The organism is Nostoc sp. MS1 (genome assembly GCF_019976755.1).
Classification (GTDB): domain Bacteria; phylum Cyanobacteriota; class Cyanobacteriia; order Cyanobacteriales; family Nostocaceae; genus Trichormus.
The window spans coordinates 4,168,394-4,183,519 of record NZ_AP023441.1 but is presented as its reverse complement, the minus strand read 5'-3'; the positions used below and the strand labels follow the sequence as shown (position 1 = coordinate 4,183,519).

The following is a 15,126-nucleotide window of genomic DNA, read 5'->3' as shown; positions in this document are numbered from 1 at the left end:
GGCTAAATTGGTTGTTTGTTTTGGCTCTTGCGCCTGTTTTATGGAGAATTAATACTAAAGTGCCAGTTTAATAAACTGCGTAGACGAAAATTGTTGAAGTTACGGAAACCATATCCAAGACGTTTAATCAGCTTAAGTTTATTAATACCTTCTACAGTACCACTGGTAGTTCTACTATCAAAATAACCAACTATTTCCCCAAACCATCTAATCATTGTTCCGATAGATTTGGGAAAAAATAACATGGCATCGTACATCCAATCCAATAATTCAATGATGCTATCTCCCCAAGATGTGTGAAATTCAAATATTTGTCTAAATTTTTCTTTTAAGGAGTGCATCTTTGCTAGATTAATACTCTACCTGTCCTTGAGCAATACGTGGGTCACGGCTTTGCCATTTTGCCTCGACTACAGCAATCACTTCACCATTGGGCTGATAAGCTGTTACGCAGCTAAAGTTAATAAACAGCATTACCTTTATTTTTAATCTTGCGTTCCCATTTAATAATAAGTCCACCTTGATTGAGCAATTTATTTAACAATTCTTCTAGCTGTGATACAGACTCAAACAATCTATGAGCTATATATTCTTTAGCTGAATGCCAAAGCAATTCAATTAAATTATAATCTGGACTATAAGGTGGAAGAAATTCTAGAATAATATTTGGCATTTCTGACTCAATTTTAGATAAAATATCTTTCCTTTTATGGAAACTAGCATTATCTAGTATGATAACTATTTTCGCTGAACCATCTTTAAATTCTTCAACTGATTTCCCTTGTTCTACCCATTCTTGTAACAGAAAATTATTTAGAGATTTAATCTGTTCATAGAATACATCTGCATTTCCTTTTTTTATGACAAAATTTATTCTTTTCTTGTCATGATAACGTAACCCTCCCATAATATTTACTCTTCCTCTTCTCCTTTGCCCTGTAACTTTTTTCCTTGTACCTTTCTTACCCCAACTTTTTCTTCTTATCACTCTTAAACTAAATCCACTTTCGTCCCAAAAGCATACTTGTAAACGCTCTGGAGTTTTTTTGGTTATTCTTAAATATTCTGATAGCTTTTCTTGAAATGCCTTACGCTTTTCAGGATTCTGTTTGTCCTCTAGGCTATATTTTGCCCAGAGGTAAACGTACTTTTTTCGCTCTAATATTCTCCTAACTTGAGAGCCGCTTAACTTAATTCCTGTTGTTTCTTCAAGATATGTTGCTAATCTTGCCGCCGTCCATCGACCAAATTCATATCCATTTTCTACTGGGTCTTTCTCAATTATTTCTAATAACAAATTTTCATATTCTTTGGTAACTTTGCGGCAGTTACCTTCTCTTCTTCCATCTAAAAAGCTTTCTAAATTATCCGGGTCGCCGTGAACTGCCCAATATGCGACTGTCGGATATGCAATCTCTAAAAAATTGCTAATTTCTTGATATGTTTTTCCATCATTTATCAACAGAATAATCAGAATCTTCTCTCTTACATAAGGATTTTCATGCTCTTTTAGTGTTTTCAGTAGCCTTTCCTTCTGCTCTTGAGAAAGATGGTTTTTTGCTGGCATATATGGCCGATAATAGTTTTTTACTTAAGTTTATATTATACAACTAAGCTGCGTAGCAGCTTACAAGCAGTAGTCAGTAACACCATTCCAAGGTTCTGCGTCGTAGCCATCCACTGGAATCTCAAACCCTACCTGATTCGGGTCTTGTAAGTTCCATCCTGCTTTTGTTAAAGCTGGGTCAATAAATGCTGTTCTGGTGTTGGCTTCGCTTAACGACATTACAGTATCCTTTCTAACTGTTTTCTACAGAAAGATTACTGTAATTATCTTATTCTGACTGGTTGCGATCTCCAATGTAGTAAAACTACAGGGAAAAACTAAAAGCTTTACTTTTACTTTATGTGTATAAAAGTTAATTAGTTTTGATTTTTATGGATTTATCTCTTAAACCCTCTTCAATCATATTTTTCGTGTTTAAGGCAAATTGTTGACCACACTCACCTCCCATAAGTGACCAACGAATCCATTTAGCAGATGGGTTTTCACAGTTGCCCCATCCAGGATCACTCTTATCTATTTTGAAAAGTTCAAAATAGTCCACCATTGTATTAATATCTTCCATCGTCAAAGGTTTTTCCTCTGCTAATGCTTCACCTAAAGCCAGATTCCTACCTCCACCAAACTTTTTATGCAGAGCAAGCCCAAGTGCTGCTGCCATACGCACTGGCTGTGAAGAAATGATTTTTTTTCATACTCCTTGCCTTCACTGTTGGTAAGTAAAAGAGTCAAAGCCAGAAGTTCTGCGTGAACTTGAATGATTGAAGCGTGTAGTTTACCCATTTTTTATAGAATTTCGGACTACCAGACTTAGATAGTATAAATTTTGCGACTCAATTCTAAACTATCTCCTATTAATTGGCACTGGTAGCCAGTTATAAATAGAGAAAAATTTTTTAAAATCTTAGTGTAATTAATATTATTAAGCAAGATTTTACAGTTATCTTTGTGGAAAGTTATTTTACTTTATGGATATACACATAAAGTAAAAGCCTTACTCAATAAAGATTTTAGCTGTTGTTGTATATATAAAGGTGGATATATTGGGAAGGACAGAAAACAGGGATTTGGACAATTCATTCTCTGATACTTTGTCTATTTGCTGGCCCGTTAGGAGTTTTATCTCACATTTTTACATACTGGATTACTAAAGCAATTTCTCCCAATAGTCAAAATAGTAATACATCAACAGAACAAGCTGTTTCCTCAACAGGTAGTTAAGTAAAATGTGGTCTCCAAAGGAGGTGCACCAGAGGAAGGGGCGAAATAAACAAAGTGAGGACAGAGAAAAAGAATAAGCCAAAACAAAACCCCCTTTCACACAGGAAAGGGGGTTTTATTTTCAAAAAAAGAACCTGGCACCGAGCGATTGTGGCGGGAGGCAACCCTCCAACTATCGTAGCCGTAGCAGCGTTTCACAACTGAGTTCGGGATGGGATCAGAGTGGTGCCACTGCACCATAGGCACCAGGAAAACTTAGTGGGTACAAAACCCTGAAGACTGCCAGAAACGCGATATTTGCCAATGATGATGAGGTCAAGCCCTCGGTCTGTTAGGACTCCTCAGCTACATACATTACTGCACTTCCACTTAGAGCCTATCAACGGGTGTTCTGCCCGTGACCTTACCTACTTAATGTAGTGAGAGCACTCATCTTGAGGTGGGCTTCCCACTTAGATGCTTTCAGCGGTTATCCGCTCCGCACATGGCTACCCAGCGTTTACTGTTGGTACAATAACTGGTACACCAGCGGTGCGTCCTTCCCGGTCCTCTCGTACTAAGGAAGGCTCCTCTCAATGCTCTTACGCCTGCACCGGATATGGACCGAACTGTCTCACGACGTTCTGAACCCAGCTCACGTACCGCTTTAATGGGCGAACAGCCCAACCCTTGGGACGTACTTCCGCCCCAGGTTGCGATGAGCCGACATCGAGGTGCCAAACCTCCCCGTCGATGTGGACTCTTGGGGGAGATCAGCCTGTTATCCCTAGAGTAACTTTTATCCGTTGAGCGACGGCCATTCCACTCTGCGCCGTCGGATCACTAAGGCCTACTTTCGTACCTGCTCGACTTGTCGGTCTTGCAGTCAAGCTCCCTTTATGCCTTTACACTCGCCGCACGGTTTCCAAGCGTGCTGAGGGAACCTTTGCGCGCCTCCGTTACCTTTTAGGAGGCGACCGCCCCAGTCAAACTGCCCACCTGAAACTGTCCTTTTTCCAGATAATGGAAATAAGTTAGAATCCTAGCTTCGCCAGAGTGGTATCTCACCGTTAGCTCCACAGTCCCCACAAGGACTGCTTCAACGCTTCCCACCTATCCTGCGCAAGCGAAGCCCGGACACAATTCCAGGCTACAGTAAAGCTTCATAGGGTCTTTCTGTCCAGGTGCAGGCAGTCCGTATCTTCACAGACATTCCTATTTCGCCGAGTCTCTCTCTGAGACACCATCCAGATCGTTACGCCTTTCGTGCGGGTCGGAACTTACCCGACAAGGAATTTCGCTACCTTAGGACCGTTATAGTTACGGCCGCCGTTCACCGGGGCTTCGGTCGTCAGCTTCATGTTGCCACTGACCAACTTCCTTAACCTTCCGGCACTGGGCAGGCGTCAGCCCCCATACTTCCTCTTACGAGTTTGCGGAGACCTGTGTTTTTGGTAAACAGTCGCCTGGATCTCTTCACTGCGACCCACGTCTGAGGTGGGCACCCCTTCTTCCGAAGTTACGGGGCCATTTTGCCGAGTTCCTTAGAGAGAGTTATCTCGCGCCCCTTGGTATTCTCAACCTCCCTACCTGTGTCGGTTTCGGGTACGGGTAACATACGTTCATCACATTACTAGCTTTTCTTGACACTATCCTTGGCCACGCGGAGTTCGTAAACTCCTCCCAAACCAATCAGGGTATGGCTATCTTTCATGCGTCCCTAATAATGCTCCCGTATACTAGTCAGGGATTGTTGACCCTGTGTCCATCGACTACGCCTTTCGGCCTCGCCTTAGGTCCCGACTAACCCAGAGTGGACGAACCTGGCTCTGGAACCCTTAGGGTTTCGGGGCATTGGATTCTCACCAATGTTTGCGCTACTCAAGCCGACATTCTCACTTCCGTCTCGTCCACAGCTGCTCGCCGCTACTGCTTCTACCTACTACGGAACGCTCCCCTACCGATTAATGTTTAGTTAATCCCACAGCTTCGGTACATCGCTTAGCCCCGTTCATTTTCGGCGCAAGACCGCTTGACTAGTGAGCTATTACGCACTCTTTCAAGGGTGGCTGCTTCTAGGCAAACCTCCTAGTTGTCTGTGCAGTCTCACCTCCTTTATCACTTAGCGATGATTTGGGGACCTTAGCTGGTGGTCTGGGCTGTTTCCCTCTTGACGATGAAGCTTATCCCCCACCGTCTCACTGGCAATGTGTACATCGGGTATTCTGAGTTTGTCTCGATTTGGTACCGGTCTCCCAGCCCGCACCGAAACAGTGCTTTACCCCCCGACTATAATCATTACCGCTGCGCCTCAACACATTTCGGGGAGAACCAGCTAGCTCCTGGTTCGATTGGCATTTCACCCCTAACCACAACTCATCCGCCGATTTTTCAACATCGGTCGGTTCGGACCTCCACTTGGTGTTACCCAAGCTTCATCCTGGCCATGGTTAGATCACCAGGGTTCGGGTCTATAAACACTGATTATCGCCCTTTTCAGACTCGGTTTCCCTTTGGCTGCGACATTCTCGTCTTAACCTACCAGTGCCTATAAGTCGCCGGCTCATTCTTCAACAGGCACGCGGTCATCCGTTTAATCGGACTCCCACTGCTTGTAAGCTAATGGTTTCATGTTCTATTTCACTCCCCTTGCGGGGTTCTTTTCACCTTTCCCTCGCGGTACTGGTTCACTATCGGTCACACAGTAGTATTTAGCCTTACGAGATGGTCCTCGCTGATTCACATGGGATTCCTCGTGCCCCATGCTACTCGGGATGCAGCTACTATCCTTGAATTTTCGACTACAAGACTTTCACTTTCTCTGGTGCAGTATTTAGCTGCTTCGTCTAATCGCTGGATTCGATATTGCTGTCCCACTACCCCAAAAGGTAAACCCTTTGGTTTAGGCTCTTCCCCTTTCGCTCACCACTACTTGGGGAATCTCTATTGATTTCTTTTCCTCCAGCTACTAAGATGTTTCAGTTCGCTGGGTTGGCTCATACCTGTCTATATATTCAACAGGCTGTACATAGGGTTGCCCCATTCGGACACCTCCGGCTCAATGTTTGCTTCCAACTCCCCGGAGTATTTCGTCGGTAACCACGTCCTTCTTCGCCTCTGTGTGCCTAGGTATCCACCATTAGCCCTTATTAGCTTGACCACAATACATTGGTTTCCACCTGCATCCACTCAACACCCATTGGATGTCTGTGTCTGCCTGCTTATAAATCGCGTTTCTATGCAGTTTTCAAGGTTCTGGCTAGGCATTCACCCAGCAGTCTAACGAGTTTCTCTCTATTAGTTGCTGACTTTTTCCTATTTTAATTAAACCGGAATAATACTTTGAAAGCTTTTACCAACCTCGACCGACCTAGAGTAGACCATCTCACTTCCTATTTGCTTTGTGCTTTCGGTCACTGAGTTGGGTAGGTCTCCCTAAAAAGGAGGTGATCCAGCCACACCTTCCGGTACGGCTACCTTGTTACGACTTCACCCCAGTCACCAGCACTGCCTTAGGCATCCTCCTCTCCGAAAAGTTGGAGTAATGACTTCGGGCGTTGCCAGCTTCCATGGTGTGACGGGCGGTGTGTACAAGGCCCGGGAACGAATTCACTGCAGTATGCTGACCTGCAATTACTAGCGATTCCTCCTTCACGCAGGCGAGTTGCAGCCTGCGATCTGAACTGAGCTACGGTTTACGGGATTTGCTTGACATCGCTGTTTAGCTGCCCTCTGTCCGTAGCATTGTAGTACGTGTGTAGCCCAAGACGTAAGGGGCATGCTGACTTGACGTCATCCCCACCTTCCTCCGGTTTGTCACCGGCAGTCTCTCTAGAGTGCCCAACTTAATGCTGGCAACTAAAAACGAGGGTTGCGCTCGTTGCGGGACTTAACCCAACATCTCACGACACGAGCTGACGACAGCCATGCACCACCTGTGTTCGCGCTCCCTAAGGCACCTCTTCCTTTCAGAAAAGTTCGCGACATGTCAAGTCTTGGTAAGGTTCTTCGCGTTGCATCGAATTAAACCACATACTCCACCGCTTGTGCGGGCCCCCGTCAATTCCTTTGAGTTTCACACTTGCGTGCGTACTCCCCAGGCGGGATACTTAACGCGTTGGCTCCGGCACGGCTCGGGTCGATACAAGCCACGCCTAGTATCCATCGTTTACGGCTAGGACTACTGGGGTATCTAATCCCATTCGCTCCCCTAGCTTTCGTCCCTCAGTGTCAGTACAGGTCTAGCAGAACGCTTTCGCCACCGGTGTTCTTCCTGATCTCTACGCATTTCACCGCTACACCAGGAATTCCTTCTACCCCGACCGTACTCTAGCTATGTAGTTTCCACTGCCTTGATGAGGTTAAGCCTCATTCTTTGACAGCAGACTTACATTGCCACCTGCGGACCCTTTACGCCCAATCATTCCGGATAACGCTTGCATCCTCCGTATTACCGCGGCTGCTGGCACGGAGTTAGCCGATGCTTATTCCTCAGGTACCTTCATTTTTTTATTCCCTGAGAAAAGAGGTTTACAACCCAAGAGCCTTCCTCCCTCACGCGGTATTGCTCCGTCAGGCTTTCGCCCATTGCGGAAAATTCCCCACTGCTGCCTCCCGTAGGAGTCTGGGCCGTGTCTCAGTCCCAGTGTGGCTGATCATCCTCTCAGACCAGCTACTGATCGTCGCCTTGGTGCGCTCTTACCACACCAACTAGCTAATCAGACGCGAGCTCATCTCCAGGCAATAAATCTTTCACCTCTCGGCACATCCGGTATTAGCAGTCGTTTCCAACTGTTGTCCCCGACCTGGAGCCAGATTCTCACGCGTTACTCACCCGTCCGCCACTATCTCCGAAGAGACCGTTCGACTTGCATGTGTTAAGCATACCGCCAGCGTTCATCCTGAGCCAGGATCAAACTCTCCGTTTTGTTGTATTTCGAGTTTGTTATCTGAAAAAACTTGTTTTCCAGATTCCTTGCTATAATTTTTTAAGTTTTTGGGAAGTCCCAAAACCAATTTGTTTGACGAGGATTGGTTTTTCTTTAAGCTTTCAAAGTATTCTTTTTTCTCGGTTCAGTTGTCTTAGCTCTCTCGCCTCGACACTTATCTAGGATAGCGAGTATTTTTAGGAGCGTCAAGAGGTAAATAAATTTTTTTTCTAAATCTGTGAGGGCAAGAGGCTGTAAGCAATAATTTATAAGCTTTTCAACCTCTAAAAAAATTATCTATGAGCTAACAGTTCTTGTAGTTTGGCGACCATTTCGGCACGGGCTGAGACTCCTAGTTTGCGGAACATTCTTTTGAGGGCTTGTTTGACAGAGTTTTGGGTAATCCACAGTTTTTCGGCGATTTCGGCGTTGGTTAGTCCTTTTGCTACTAGTTCGGCAATTTCCAATTCGCGGGGTGTGAGGGGATTTGATGTTGATGATTTGAATATTGTGGGGTTGTTTCTGAGGGTGGCGAGTTTAGTTGATAAATGAATGCACACTGCGCTGAGGTCGGCTAGGTCGTTGGCTGTAAAGGCTGGTTTTCCTTTGTCGCGGGCGAAGTTGATAGTACCGATGAGGCGACCATCGCAAATTATGGGGCCGGTCATGACGTGGCCGTGGTCGTGGCGTGGGCAAAAGTCTTTCCAGTCTTCTGGGGTCAATATTAACTGTTCGTGGGCGGGGGCGTGACGCTCAACTACATACTGACCGACAGGGTTACTTTCTAAGCAGATGGCGGGAATGGTTTGGGCCTTGGTGTCCGCTTTTGATTCATCATCTATTAGATATATGCCCCAACGTTGCACACCAAAGTATTCGCCAATCTTATCCATGAGCGTTGGTTGTAATTCTTGCTCACTACGCAGGTTGGCGATCGCTTCAAATACATCATGTAGAGTATTAGTCATAAGTGTACCCAGTTGGGGTCTATGCGAGACTCAACAATTACTTCTATGCTAGTACCAGCAAAGGTAAAAAGCGACTATAACTAATTTTCTAGGATAAGCACATGACAGTTACACAACTCTCTGCTCAAGAATTTTTCCGGGCTGCTTATGACAACCGCTACACTTGGGATAAGAATTTTCCAGGGTACTCGGCAGATATCACTTTTAGAGATAACGATAAGGTTATTACCGGAAAGGTCATTGTTAACGCGGAACTCAAGGCGGAAGTTTTGGGTATAGATGATGAGTCAGCTAAAAAAGTTATTCACGGACAAGCTTGGGAAATTGCTATTCACCGTGTCCGTCGCACTTTTGAAGAAACTCACGGTGCTAACACTTTCCGTTATGGTGCGACTGATGAGAATGGTGCGGTAGAAATTTTGATGGGCGGTAAAGCTGAAGGCGATCGCTATAAAGTCCACAATAATATAGTTACTCTAGTTCACCGTCATATTCATGGTGTGGTTGTGACGATCAATACCTTTAGTGTGCATGAGACTGGGGAAGGTTACTTATCTCACACCTATGACTCTGTTTATCATGACCCAGCAACTGGGGAACAAAGAGGCGGTGTTAGTAATTTTGTAGATGAGTATGAAAAGGTTGGAGGTTATTCCATCCTTAATCGTCGGGAAATTCGCACTCAAACAGCAGGACAAATATCGGTGCAAGAGTTTGTCTTTTCTAATATTCAATTGTTAGAACCTGCTGCGGCTTAGGTTGAATGTTTAACATCTGAGTTTAGTTACTCATATATGTAAAGGGACACGGCTATATCGTGTCCTTTTTATTTTATTTACAAATTCTCAAACATTTGGCAAGAAACCCTCATCCAACAGTTGGCATCATAGATGAATATTGAGCAGAGTATAAAGACTTATTTCAAGAAGTAAGAAATTATGAGTGCTTCAAATATTTACACCTGGGGATAACGATTGTGAACATTTAACCTTTAACTTGCCAATACACGCTTTTTTAATTGTAATTCCACGCGATCGCCTGGATTTGGATCTAAAACCTGTGTAGACAAGTTATTTTTTTCTAGTAGCAAACGGAAGTCTGCAATGTTGCCCTCGGTTTTGAGTATTTTACTCAATAAACCTTCATAGCTTGTTTCTTTGGCATTAGCTGTAGACAGCATGACTTGTGGTTGCAGCCATTTGGCTACTTCCAAGGCGCTGCTGTTACCTTTAATAATGCTGCCAACAACAGGTAATACCACATCAATAATTGGCGTAATGATGACATCAACTGGTGCTAATTGTTTTAACTGTGGAGAATGATTTCCGTGGGGTTCGTAGTAGAGTGTGAAACCAGTCTCTAATTCTTTAAGAAAATAACTATTCTCGACAAGGGTAGGGCCTACTAGAGAACCAGGAAAAGCTTTAATTTCTATAAGATTATTTAAAGTAAAACTTTCACCATGAGCCAAACTGGTTACGTTTGTATAATCTAAACCGTGGACTACTTTCGCCGCATTAGGAGAAGCCACTACTGGAATATTAGGGTTAAGTTGTTTTAGTGTTGGTGGGTGAGTATGGTCTTCTAAACCTTGAGATAGCAGAATTAAGTCAATATTCTCTGGTATGGGACGCTCTTGAATACGGGAGCCTTTGAATAACCAGTCTAAATTGCCGAAAGTTAATACATCAACGAGCCAAGGGTCTATAAGTATTTTTTGGTTGCTGATTTCTAGCAGCCAGCTATTATTGTCAAACCAAGTCAAGTACATAGCCAAAGGATGATAACGCTTAATTTCATTGTGACATTCTTGCAGCTAAGACAAGGGTAAAGGCGTAGAATAACCACGAAGGCACGGAGGTACAAAGATGGAAGTTCCATTGGGTGTATATGTTGAACAGGCGGCTTTATTATTGGATTTGCCGATAAATGATGAGTACCGGGATGGGGTGGTGGCAAATTTTGAGAGAATTAAAGCGATCGCTCAACTTGTTAACTCATTTCCTTTACCAGTAGAAATCCAACCTGCACCCATCTTTGAACCATGAATGATGCTGTCTCTATCGCTAAGGCTATACGTGAAGGCAAAGTTACCGCCGTGGAGGTGACGCAAGCAGCTTTAGAACAGATAGCAGCACAGGATGGAGAACTTAACTGTTTTACAGCTGTCACTAAGAAAGTTGCTTTAGCTGATGCAGCACGTATCGATAGAGAAATAGGCGCAGGTAACAATCCTGGTTTACTAGCTGGTGTACCTTTTGCAGTAAAAAACTTATTTGATATTGCTGGTTTAACAACTCTGGCGGGTGCGAAAATTAATGCAGAAAATCCCCCAGCCACTCAAGATGCAACAGCCGTAGCCAAACTTAAACAAGCTGGAGCAATTTTAGTAGGTACTCTCAATATGGATGAGTACGCCTATGGGTTTGTAACAGAAAATTTTCATTACGGCGTAACTCCTAACCCCCACGATTTACAGCGTGTAGCGGGTGGTTCCTCTGGTGGTTCGGCGGCGGCTGTGGCTGCTGGCTTGGTTCCGTTTACGCTGGGTTCTGATACTAACGGTTCTATTCGTGTGCCGGCGGCGTTATGTGGTGTGTATGGTTTTAAACCGACTTACGGACGTTTATCTCGTGCTGGGGTGGCTTTATTTTCTAGTAGTTTTGACCATATCGGCCCTTTTGCTCGGTCGGTTGAGGATATTGCTACGATATTTGATATTCTCCAAGGAGAAGACAATCGCGATCCTATCTGTACCAAACGACATCCACAACCAACTTTACCTCACCTAAATCAAGATATCTCTCATATCAGAATTGCGATCGCTGATGATTATTTCCAAAAAGGCGCAACACCAGAAGCATTAGCAGCAGTGCAGCAAGTAGCCAATGCTTTAAATGTTACTAAATACGTTACTTTACCAGAAGCCCACCGCGCTAGAGCCGCCGCATTTATAATTACAGCCAGCGAAGGGGCAAATTTACACTTAGATAAATTAAGAACCCGTTCCCAGGATTTTGACCCAGCAACACGCAATCGCTTTTTGGCAGGCGCATTAATTCCCAGCCAGTGGTATATACAAGCACAACGCTTTCGCCGATGGTATAGCGATCGCATTCGTGAAGTTTTTCAAGATGTTGATATCATCTTAGCCCCTACAACCCCCACCTCTGCCCCATTCATTGGACAACAGACGATGAATATAGATGGAGAAGAAATTCTCGTCCGTCCACATTTAGGGTTATTTACCCAACCCTTATCTTTTATTGGCTTACCTGTTTTATCAGTGCCAATTCAACGCCCCAACGCTTTACCATTAGGAGTGCAGTTAATCGCCGCACCCTATAATGAAGCCTTAATTTTACAGGTGGCTGCTGTGTTGGAAAGCAGAGGAACAGTTTAAAAGGGAATAGTCCGATACTACTTACTTGAAAGCACTCTTGCTTAAATCAATTACCTGTTGACTATTGACTGTTGACTGTAAAATTTGTATAAAAAATCATTCCTGTAGTAGTAGAGTTAGCATACGAGTTACTGTTGTGGCTTTGTTACAATTAGCGGAATTATTAGTGGCAAAAAATTAAACTGAGATGTTTATAAGTATAGAAAACACTCAGTAAAGCTGCTGTAACTCTTATATGGTCAAAGAGAGTATAGGGAGAGGATATGACTAAGACAGCCCTAATTACAGGTATTACTGGTCAAGATGGCTACTATCTCAGCCATTTGCTTCTTAATCAAGGTTATCGAGTTGTAGGACTGGTTTCCCCACATCGCCAACCAAATTTAGCAAAGCTGGGAAATTTGGCAAATCAGGTAGAAATATACAACGTCGATTTGAGAGATCCTCTAGCACTAGTGAATGCAGTAGAACAACTGCTTCCCCAAGAAATTTATAATTTGGCTGCACCTAGTTTTGTCCCTGACTCGTGGAAAGATCCACTGGGAACTCTCGATTTAATCACCGGAACAGCTACTAGATTATTAGATGCAATTCGTCAAGTTGGTTTAGCTACAAGATTTTATCAAGCTAGTAGTTCGGAAATGTTTGGGGATGTTTTATCTTCCCCGCAAGACGAAGAAACTACATTTCGTCCTAAAAACCCCTACGCAGCAGCAAAACTACACGCCCATTGGACAATGGTACATCACAGACAACGCTATGGTCTGTTTGCTTGTAGTGGGATTTTATACAATCATGAATCACCCCTGCGCCCACCTCAATTTGTTACACGTAAAGTATCACTGGCGGTTGCATCAATTAAATTAGGTTTAGCTCAGACTTTAGAGATGGGGAATTTGGATGCAAAACGAGATTGGGGATTTGCGGGTGATTACGTAAAAGCAATGTGGTTGATGTTGCAGGCTAACGAAGCAGAAGAATATGTAATTGGTACAGGAAAGTTACGTAGTGTCAAAGAATTAATATCTATCGCTTTCGAGTCTGTGGGTCTAAACTGGGAAAATCATGTAGTGATAAATACAGATTTACTTAGACAAGACGAACACTTCCAATTAGTAGCTAACCCCAGTAAAGCTAAAAGGAATCTCGGTTGGGAACCTGAAGTTAGCTTTGAAACTCTTTTAGAGAAAATGGTGCAAACAGATATAGAACGATTACAAAATGGCTCAATTGCTCAAGTGTCAGAAAAAAAATTATTGGTAGAGTAATATACTCTAGTACAACTCGTTGAATACATAGCAGTGAATTAACAACTTTAAAAGCTACTTGCTATTAAGATTTTATAATTTATATTGAGTGAGAAAGTATATCTATAATACGGACACGCGATCGCCTATGGCGAGGCGTAGCCTATCGTTTAATTAAAATAACTTCAAGGTTACTTGATACAGTGACAGACAAAATAAGTTTGAATACAATTTCTAATAAGCGAACCAACCATATATTCGTCTTTTTAGAAGTTCTTAAACAGGAAGGTGGGATTCAATCTTACGTTAAGGATATTTTTCGAGCATATTCAGGATTAGACAAACACTATCAAGCAGAAGTTTTGCTATTGCGAGATAGTCCTGAATGCTCAAATTCTTTTGCTGGCGATAGTCTCAAATTCCACTACTTTCAAAATAATTCACCCCAACTAGGCAGAATTACAATGGCTGGGGTACTACTGAAATTTTTATTACAAAAAAGACCACAACATGTTTTTTGTGGTCACATTAAGCTGTCCGTACTCATACAGAGCCTCTGCCAACCTTTGGGTATTCCCTACACTATCCTTACCTATGGTAAAGAATTTTGGGAACCATTGAACCAAAAGGAATGCCGCGCTTTAGCAGGTGCAAAAGAAATTTGGACGATTAGTCGTTATAGTCGCGATCGCGCCTGTGCGGTTAATGGTATAGATCCGCAAAAAGTGAGAATGTTGCCTTGTGCAATCGATGGAGATAAATTTACACCAGGCCCCAAACAGCCAGAATTAATAGAAAAATATGGCTTACAGGATGCCAAAGTATTAATGACCGTAGCCAGACTATGGTCAGGTGATATATATAAAGGTGTGGATGTGACAATTCGGGCATTACCAAAGATTGTCCAGGCGTTCCCCGAAGTAAAATATTTAGTTATTGGTCGTGGTGATGACCAGCCACGATTAGCACAATTAGCCAAAGATTTGGGTGTCAGCGATCGCGTGATTTTTGCTGGTTTCGTACCAACTGAAGATTTAATGGCACATTATCGCCTAGCTGATGCCTATATCATGCCCTCACAAGAAGGTTTTGGTATTGTCTATCTAGAAGCTATGGCTTGTGGTGTACCAGTACTTTCCGGTGACGATGATGGTTCAGCAGATCCCTTGCAAGATGGTAAGCTAGGGTGGCGTGTTCCCCATCGTAACCCAGAAGCCGTAGCCACAGCTTGTTTAGAGATTCTGCAAGGAAACGATAAACGTTGTGACGGAGAATGGTTACGTGAACAGGCGATCGCGCTTTTCGGCATAGATGCTTTGCAAAAGCAGCTTTTGTCTCTAGTCCAGAGTCATTAGTCCACAGTCTATAGTAATAACTAATGACCAATGACTAATGACCAAACGCTATCCTAGAGGGAGAGCAAGACAGTATTTAAAATGAGCTTTAACAACTCTCAATTAAATCTTTTAAATTTCCGCCCTTGGCTAACAGCGTTAGCCATCGCTTGGCTACTGGCTTCCTTGGGCTTGGGATGGTTAGTAAATTCTTTGTTGATTATTCTGGGATTCATATTGCTAGCGCCTGTTGTGGCGTTCTTTGGGTTTCGCTGGTGGCTAGAACGCAACTTAGTCACTGATCAATGTCCCGTCTGTAATTATGAATTTACGGGTTTAAATAATAGTCAAATGCAATGTCCTAATTGTGGGGAAAATGTAATGGTACAAAAGGGTCATTTTCAACGCTTCGCACCAGAAGGAACAATTGATGTTACAGCCGTGGAAGTATCAGCCCAACAGTTGGATGAATGATGAGTTGA

The 15,126-nt window shown here is 43.4% G+C and carries 12 protein-coding genes, 3 rRNA genes and 2 pseudogenes; 7 read left to right on the top strand and 10 right to left on the bottom strand.

Features of this window, described 5'->3' with window-relative positions:
• Positions 1 to 38: 38 nt before the first annotated feature.
• The 5 genes and pseudogenes from NSMS1_RS18080 to NSMS1_RS18065 form a co-directional block, all read right to left on the bottom strand.
• A pseudogene (locus NSMS1_RS18080) lies at positions 39 to 359 on the bottom strand (ISL3 family transposase); the annotation flags it as partial.
• A complete protein-coding gene (locus NSMS1_RS35140) occupies positions 352 to 474 on the bottom strand; it encodes a hypothetical protein (protein ID WP_263432519.1) in 123 nt (40 codons plus the stop codon). The gene NSMS1_RS35140 and the pseudogene NSMS1_RS18080, both read right to left, overlap by 8 nt.
• Positions 461 to 1,567 (bottom strand): IS630 family transposase, encoded by a 1,107-nt coding sequence (locus NSMS1_RS18075; protein ID WP_224085968.1) that lies wholly within the window; start codon positions 1,565 to 1,567, stop codon positions 461 to 463. Before NSMS1_RS18075 ends, NSMS1_RS35140 begins: the two co-directional genes overlap by 14 nt.
• A gap of 60 nt (positions 1,568 to 1,627) precedes the next feature.
• Entirely contained in the window at positions 1,628 to 1,786 is a 159-nt protein-coding gene (locus NSMS1_RS18070) for a hypothetical protein (protein ID WP_224086147.1), read from the bottom strand.
• 133 nt (positions 1,787 to 1,919) lie between these two features.
• Positions 1,920 to 2,225: a hypothetical protein gene (locus tag NSMS1_RS18065; protein WP_224086146.1), complete on the bottom strand. Its 306-nt coding sequence runs from the start codon at positions 2,223 to 2,225 to the stop codon at positions 1,920 to 1,922.
• 371 nt (positions 2,226 to 2,596) lie between these two features.
• On the opposite strand from NSMS1_RS18065, the pseudogene NSMS1_RS18060 reads away from it, so the two are divergent.
• Positions 2,597 to 2,785, top strand: a pseudogene (locus NSMS1_RS18060) (abscisic acid-deficient protein Aba4 family protein); the annotation flags it as partial.
• Between the two features lie 132 nt (positions 2,786 to 2,917).
• Here NSMS1_RS18060 and rrf read toward each other — a convergent pair.
• The 4 genes from rrf to NSMS1_RS18040 all read right to left on the bottom strand — a co-directional run bounded on the left by rrf (position 2,918) and on the right by NSMS1_RS18040 (position 8,660).
• Positions 2,918 to 3,035 (bottom strand): 5S ribosomal RNA (rrf, locus tag NSMS1_RS18055).
• A 61-nt stretch (positions 3,036 to 3,096) separates the two neighbouring features.
• Positions 3,097 to 5,924 (bottom strand): 23S ribosomal RNA (locus NSMS1_RS18050).
• A 279-nt stretch (positions 5,925 to 6,203) separates the two neighbouring features.
• Positions 6,204 to 7,692, bottom strand: a 16S ribosomal RNA gene (locus NSMS1_RS18045).
• Together the 16S, 23S and 5S rRNA genes form the textbook arrangement of a ribosomal RNA operon.
• Positions 7,693 to 7,985: 293 nt before the next feature.
• Positions 7,986 to 8,660 carry a LuxR C-terminal-related transcriptional regulator gene (locus NSMS1_RS18040; protein ID WP_224086144.1) on the bottom strand — a complete coding sequence of 225 codons (675 nt, stop codon included), beginning with the start codon at positions 8,658 to 8,660 and terminating at the stop codon, positions 7,986 to 7,988.
• 101 nt (positions 8,661 to 8,761) lie between these two features.
• Between NSMS1_RS18040 and NSMS1_RS18035 the strand changes: the two genes are divergently transcribed.
• Entirely contained in the window at positions 8,762 to 9,418 is a 657-nt protein-coding gene (locus NSMS1_RS18035) for a DUF3386 domain-containing protein (RefSeq protein WP_224086142.1), read from the top strand.
• Between the two features lie 233 nt (positions 9,419 to 9,651).
• On the opposite strand, the gene NSMS1_RS18030 is transcribed toward NSMS1_RS18035, so the two are convergent.
• On the bottom strand, positions 9,652 to 10,431 hold the full coding sequence (locus NSMS1_RS18030) for an MBL fold metallo-hydrolase (RefSeq protein ID WP_224086141.1): 780 nt from the start codon (positions 10,429 to 10,431) through the stop codon (positions 9,652 to 9,654).
• Between the two features lie 97 nt (positions 10,432 to 10,528).
• Between NSMS1_RS18030 and NSMS1_RS18025 the strand changes: the two genes are divergently transcribed.
• From NSMS1_RS18025 to NSMS1_RS18005, 5 genes are all read left to right on the top strand, one after another.
• Positions 10,529 to 10,708, top strand: coding sequence for a DUF4089 domain-containing protein (locus NSMS1_RS18025; RefSeq protein ID WP_224086140.1), 180 nt, complete (start codon positions 10,529 to 10,531; stop codon positions 10,706 to 10,708).
• A complete protein-coding gene (locus NSMS1_RS18020; RefSeq protein WP_224086137.1) occupies positions 10,705 to 12,063 on the top strand; it encodes an AtzE family amidohydrolase in 1,359 nt (452 codons plus the stop codon). Before NSMS1_RS18025 ends, NSMS1_RS18020 begins: the two co-directional genes overlap by 4 nt.
• A gap of 263 nt (positions 12,064 to 12,326) precedes the next feature.
• Positions 12,327 to 13,331, top strand: coding sequence for a GDP-mannose 4,6-dehydratase (locus tag NSMS1_RS18015; protein ID WP_224086135.1), 1,005 nt, complete (start codon positions 12,327 to 12,329; stop codon positions 13,329 to 13,331).
• Between the two features lie 182 nt (positions 13,332 to 13,513).
• Positions 13,514 to 14,665 (top strand): glycosyltransferase family 4 protein, encoded by a 1,152-nt coding sequence (locus tag NSMS1_RS18010; protein ID WP_224086133.1) that lies wholly within the window; start codon positions 13,514 to 13,516, stop codon positions 14,663 to 14,665.
• A gap of 81 nt (positions 14,666 to 14,746) precedes the next feature.
• A complete protein-coding gene (locus tag NSMS1_RS18005) occupies positions 14,747 to 15,118 on the top strand; it encodes a hypothetical protein (protein WP_224086131.1) in 372 nt (123 codons plus the stop codon).
• Positions 15,119 to 15,126 lie beyond the last annotated feature (8 nt).

Bases quoted from the DNA above. Each gene is read 5' to 3' on its own strand.
- NSMS1_RS18065 (WP_224086146.1), bottom strand. From the start codon at position 2,225: ATGGCAGCAGCACTTGGGCTTGCTCTGCATAAAAAGTTTGGTGGAGGT.
- NSMS1_RS18040 (WP_224086144.1), bottom strand. From the start codon at position 8,660: ATGACTAATACTCTACATGATGTATTTGAAGCGATCGCCAACCTGCGT.
- NSMS1_RS18025 (WP_224086140.1), top strand. From the start codon at position 10,529: ATGGAAGTTCCATTGGGTGTATATGTTGAACAGGCGGCTTTATTATTG.
- NSMS1_RS18020 (WP_224086137.1), top strand. From the start codon at position 10,705: ATGAATGATGCTGTCTCTATCGCTAAGGCTATACGTGAAGGCAAAGTT.
- NSMS1_RS18015 (WP_224086135.1), top strand. From the start codon at position 12,327: ATGACTAAGACAGCCCTAATTACAGGTATTACTGGTCAAGATGGCTAC.
- NSMS1_RS18070 (WP_224086147.1), bottom strand. From the start codon at position 1,786: ATGTCGTTAAGCGAAGCCAACACCAGAACAGCATTTATTGACCCAGCT.
- NSMS1_RS18035 (WP_224086142.1), top strand. From the start codon at position 8,762: ATGACAGTTACACAACTCTCTGCTCAAGAATTTTTCCGGGCTGCTTAT.
- NSMS1_RS18075 (WP_224085968.1), bottom strand. From the start codon at position 1,567: ATGCCAGCAAAAAACCATCTTTCTCAAGAGCAGAAGGAAAGGCTACTG.
- NSMS1_RS18030 (WP_224086141.1), bottom strand. From the start codon at position 10,431: ATGTACTTGACTTGGTTTGACAATAATAGCTGGCTGCTAGAAATCAGC.
- NSMS1_RS18005 (WP_224086131.1), top strand. From the start codon at position 14,747: ATGAGCTTTAACAACTCTCAATTAAATCTTTTAAATTTCCGCCCTTGG.
- NSMS1_RS35140 (WP_263432519.1), bottom strand. From the start codon at position 474: ATGCTGTTTATTAACTTTAGCTGCGTAACAGCTTATCAGCCCAATGGT.